The 4,256-nt window shown below is 37.2% G+C and carries 4 protein-coding genes; all 4 read right to left on the bottom strand.

Features of this window, described 5'->3' with window-relative positions; all coding sequences use genetic code 11:
* Positions 1-158: 158 nt before the first annotated feature.
* From ACEN31_RS11050 to ACEN31_RS11035, 4 genes are read right to left on the bottom strand one after another with little or no spacing between them, the layout of a single operon-like run.
* The gene (locus ACEN31_RS11050) at positions 159-1,088 is read right to left on the bottom strand and encodes an ABC transporter ATP-binding protein (protein WP_407109446.1); all 930 of its coding nucleotides are present in this window, start codon (positions 1,086-1,088) and stop codon (positions 159-161) included.
* Between the two features lie 3 nt (positions 1,089-1,091).
* Positions 1,092-2,147 (bottom strand): ABC transporter ATP-binding protein, encoded by a 1,056-nt coding sequence (locus ACEN31_RS11045; protein WP_407109445.1) that lies wholly within the window; start codon positions 2,145-2,147, stop codon positions 1,092-1,094.
* A 10-nt stretch (positions 2,148-2,157) separates the two neighbouring features.
* Positions 2,158-3,081 (bottom strand): ABC transporter permease, encoded by a 924-nt coding sequence (locus ACEN31_RS11040; protein WP_407109444.1) that lies wholly within the window; start codon positions 3,079-3,081, stop codon positions 2,158-2,160.
* A gap of 2 nt (positions 3,082-3,083) precedes the next feature.
* Positions 3,084-4,016 carry an ABC transporter permease gene (locus tag ACEN31_RS11035; RefSeq protein WP_407109443.1) on the bottom strand — a complete coding sequence of 311 codons (933 nt, stop codon included), beginning with the start codon at positions 4,014-4,016 and terminating at the stop codon, positions 3,084-3,086.
* Positions 4,017-4,256 lie beyond the last annotated feature (240 nt).

Raw genomic sequence — 4,256 nt, 5'->3', positions numbered from 1 at the left:
TTTTAGAGACCGTATTTTACTTATGACGCGATTATATGTCCCTCAGACAAATAAAAAAGATCAAGCAACAACTTATGCTGCTTGATCTTGATTAAAATGAGTCATCAACCCTATTTGACAAAGAGCCCCAATAAGATGCCTGTGTTTAGAAAGCTTGATTAAATTGTTGTCTGTTGTCCAACCCATCTATCTACATCTGTCTTAGCAGCATATACATAGTGTTCAGGTCCAACTTCGTGTGTTGCTAATTCTTCTTCAAGAACTTCTTCATGAGAGTAAGCAACACGTTGACGCTTACTTTCACTGATTGGATCTGGTTTTGGTACTGCTGATAACAATGACTTCGTATAAGGATGTACTGGATTATTATAAATCTCATCAGCGTTACCTAATTCAACGATTTTACCACGATACATAACGGCAATACGATCTGAGATGTATTTAACCATTGATAAGTCATGGGCGATGAATAAGTAAGTTAATCCTTGTTCACGTTGGAATTGCTTCATCAAGTTAACAACTTGTGCTTGAATTGAAACATCAAGGGCTGAAATTGGCTCATCAGCAATAATGAATTTAGGCTCTAAAGCTAGAGCACGGGCAATCCCGATACGCTGTCTTTGTCCACCAGAGAACTCATGTGCATAACGTCCCGCATGTTCAGCATTCAATCCTACAGATGCTAGCAATTCAGAGATACGGTCTAAACGTTCTTGGCTATTTTTATATAATCCATGAATATCGAAACCTTCACTAATAATTTCCCCAACCGTCATACGCGGATTTAATGAAGCATATGGATCTTGGAAAATCATTTGAATGTTTGTTGCTAATTCTTTCGCTTCATCGTGAGAATTATCTCCACTAATGAGTTTACCATCGTAATAGATTTCTCCATCTGTAATGTTGTATAAACCAATAATTGAACGGCCAGTTGTTGACTTACCACTTCCTGATTCACCTACAAGACCTAATACTTCACCTTCATAGATATCGAAAGAAATGCCGTCTACTGCTTTAACTGGATTCTTTTTCTTACCAAAATATTGCTTTAAGTTTTTAACTTCTAGTAATTTTTTTCTCTCCATCAATTATGCATCTCCTTTCGATTGTGATGTATAACGATCGATACGATTCTGAATGATATCAGGAACCGGAATATGTGGTGCATCTTCGTGCATTAACCAAGACTTAACATAATGTTCGTCATTCACTTTAAATAAAGGTGGTTCTTGTTCATAATCAATTGCTAAAGCGAATTGATTACGCGGTGCAAACGCATCCCCTTTAGGCGGATTAATTAAGTTTGGTGGCGCTCCTGGAATTGTATATAAATCCTCTTCATTATTACTATCTAAGTCCGGCATCGAACCTAGTAAGCCCCATGTATATGGATGTTTTGGATTATAATAAATCTCATTAGCAGAACCATATTCAACGATTTGACCTGCATACATTACAGCCACTTTATCAGCAACGTTCGCAACTACCCCTAAGTCATGGGTAATAAAAATGATGGCTGTATCTGTTGTTTGTTGAATTTCTTTCATTAATTCTAAAATTTGAGCTTGAATAGTTACGTCTAAGGCAGTTGTCGGCTCATCCGCAATAAGTAATTTAGGCTCAGCTGCTAAAGCAATCGCAATAACAACACGTTGTCTCATACCACCTGAGAATTCATGTGGATATTGTTCAAAGCGTTCTTCCGGATACGGAATTCCAACTAATGTTAGTAATTCAATCGCGCGTTTTTTCGCTTCAGCTTTACTAATATCTTTACGGTGAATATTAAATACTTCAGTAATTTGATGCCCAATTTTGATTGTTGGGTTTAAAGCAGTCATTGGATCTTGGAAGATCATCGCGATATCATTCCCACGAATTTGTGTGACTTCATCTTCACTTAAATCTAAAATATTCTTACCGTCAAATATAATTTCTCCTTGATCATACATTCCTGGTGGTTGTGGTACTAAACGCATAATTGCGTTACTTGTCACACTTTTACCTGATCCAGATTCACCAACAATGGCTAATGTTTCACCTTTTTTCAGTTCAAAATTAACCCCACGAACCGCGTGTACTTTACCAGCATACGTTTTGAAAGAGATATGCAAATCTTTAACTTCTAATAAATTATCTGTCATTTATATCACCTTACTTCCGTAATTTAGGGTCAAGCGCATCACGTAAACCATCACCAACAGCATTAAATCCAAAGATAGTAATTGAAATTAATAATGCAGGGAATAATAGTCTCCATGGTGCTGTTAGGATTGCTTCGTTACCTTCTGAAGCCATAGTACCCCAACTTGCTAAAGGTGGTGTTACACCTAGACCAATATAACTTAAGAAAGCCTCGTTAAAAATTGCAGCAGGAATTTGTAACGTCATTGTTACAATAATTGATCCCATTGCGTTTGGAATTAAGTGTCGGCGAATTAAGTGAGACGCTGATGCCCCAAGTGTCCTAGATGCTAGAACATACTCTTGAGCTTTCAACGACATAACTTCCGCACGCACGATACGAGCCATACGAATCCAACCAGTTAGTGACAATGCAATAATCATTGGTACTAAACCTTGTTGTAATACAACTAGTAATAAAATAATGATTAATAGTTCTGGAACAGAGTTTAAGATATCACAGATACGCATCATAATATTATCAACGCGACCACCGATTAATCCAGAAACACTTCCGTAAACAACTCCTACAACTAAGTTAATAATTGCAGCAGAGATACCAATAAGTAGAGAAATTCTTGCCCCTACCCATGAACGTACGAATACATCACGTCCAAGATTATCAGTACCAAACCAAAAATCTGCTGTCGGCGGAGAGTTATATACCCCTGTTTGCTCAGCATAATCATATGGTGACAAGATTGGTACAAATATAGCCATAATTGCGATAATAGCTAAGATAACTATACCAACAATTGCTAGTTTGTTACGAATAAAGGCACGCATAACCTCGCCCCAGAAAGAGATCGACTTCTCACTTAAGACGTCCGTATCTTCTTCGCGTCCACCAACGATTTCAAAATTCTTTTGTGAAAGCACTTGTTCTTCAGTCATAATTAGTTGTCATCTCCTTCCAATTGAATACGTGGATCTAAGAATACATATAAAATATCAACGATTAATACCGCTACTAATAATACAATCGCAAAGAACACTGTAATACCCATAATTAAAGTATAATCACGGTTATTAATACTTTGGACGAAGTGACGTCCTAATCCAGGAATTGCGAAGATATTTTCAATAACGAAACTCCCCGTCAATATACCTGCAGTTAATGGTCCTAAATAAGTTACGACTGGTAGCAAGGCGTTTTTCAGTGAGTGTTTAAATACCACTCCCCATTTTTTCAGCCCTTTGGCTTTTGCTAATTTCACGTACTCTGATGTGTTTTGTTCTAATAAACTTGACCGGGTCATCTTGGCTATATTCCCCATATACCCTAACCCAAGTGCGAGCGATGGTAATATAACATGCATGTTCGTTTTCCAACCACTGATTGGGAACCAACCTAATTGAAGCCCTAATTGATATTGCATTAATCCAGCTAGTACGAATGATGGAATCGAAATTCCTAATACTGCGACGATTGTTGCAATATAATCACCTGCTTTATTGTGATACATTGCCGAAATAACGCCTAATAATACTCCAAACCCAATCGCGAATAACAATGAAGCTGCCCCAAGTGTTACTGATACAGGGAAACTTTCTGCGATCATATCGTTAGTTGAGCGTCCTCGGTACTTCATCGATTCTCCAAAATCGAGTGTTGCAACATTTTTTACATAAGTAAAGTATTGCTCATACCATGGATCATTTAGTCCGTAGGCTTCGTTCAATTGCTCTTGAATTTGTGGTGTAACCACTTGCTGTTCAGCTGCAAAAGGGTTACCTGGTGCTAAACGCATTAGAAAAAAGGTTACAGTTACAATGACAAATAATGACAATAGACTGTGTCCAACGCGTTTCAAGATATACTTTGCCACGATTTTTTTCCTCCTTATTAATTACATCATCATTTATGATGAGATATTATATCTAAATTCTTTTTATCGAATTTCGATTAGAATCAAATTACAAACTGAGTGATATTAAATAACGCCGATTGTAAAATTAAGCTAGACAACTAAAACAGCCATTTGTGGTACACTCAACTTGTAATTCCGACCAAAGAATACAAAGGAGTGACCACAAATGACCTACACCCATCTTACCACGGATGAACG

The sequence above is a fragment of the Ruoffia sp. FAM 26255 genome, assembly GCF_045528525.1.
GTDB lineage: Bacteria > Bacillota > Bacilli > Lactobacillales > Aerococcaceae > Ruoffia > Ruoffia tabacinasalis.
Note: the sequence above shows the minus strand (reverse complement) of the source record. Positions and strands in the feature narration are given on the sequence as shown.

Coding starts and splice junctions, on each gene's coding strand:
- ACEN31_RS11045 (WP_407109445.1), bottom strand. CDS start 2,147: ATGACAGATAATTTATTAGAAGTTAAAGATTTGCATATCTCTTTCAAA.
- ACEN31_RS11040 (WP_407109444.1), bottom strand. CDS start 3,081: ATGACTGAAGAACAAGTGCTTTCACAAAAGAATTTTGAAATCGTTGGT.
- ACEN31_RS11050 (WP_407109446.1), bottom strand. CDS start 1,088: ATGGAGAGAAAAAAATTACTAGAAGTTAAAAACTTAAAGCAATATTTT.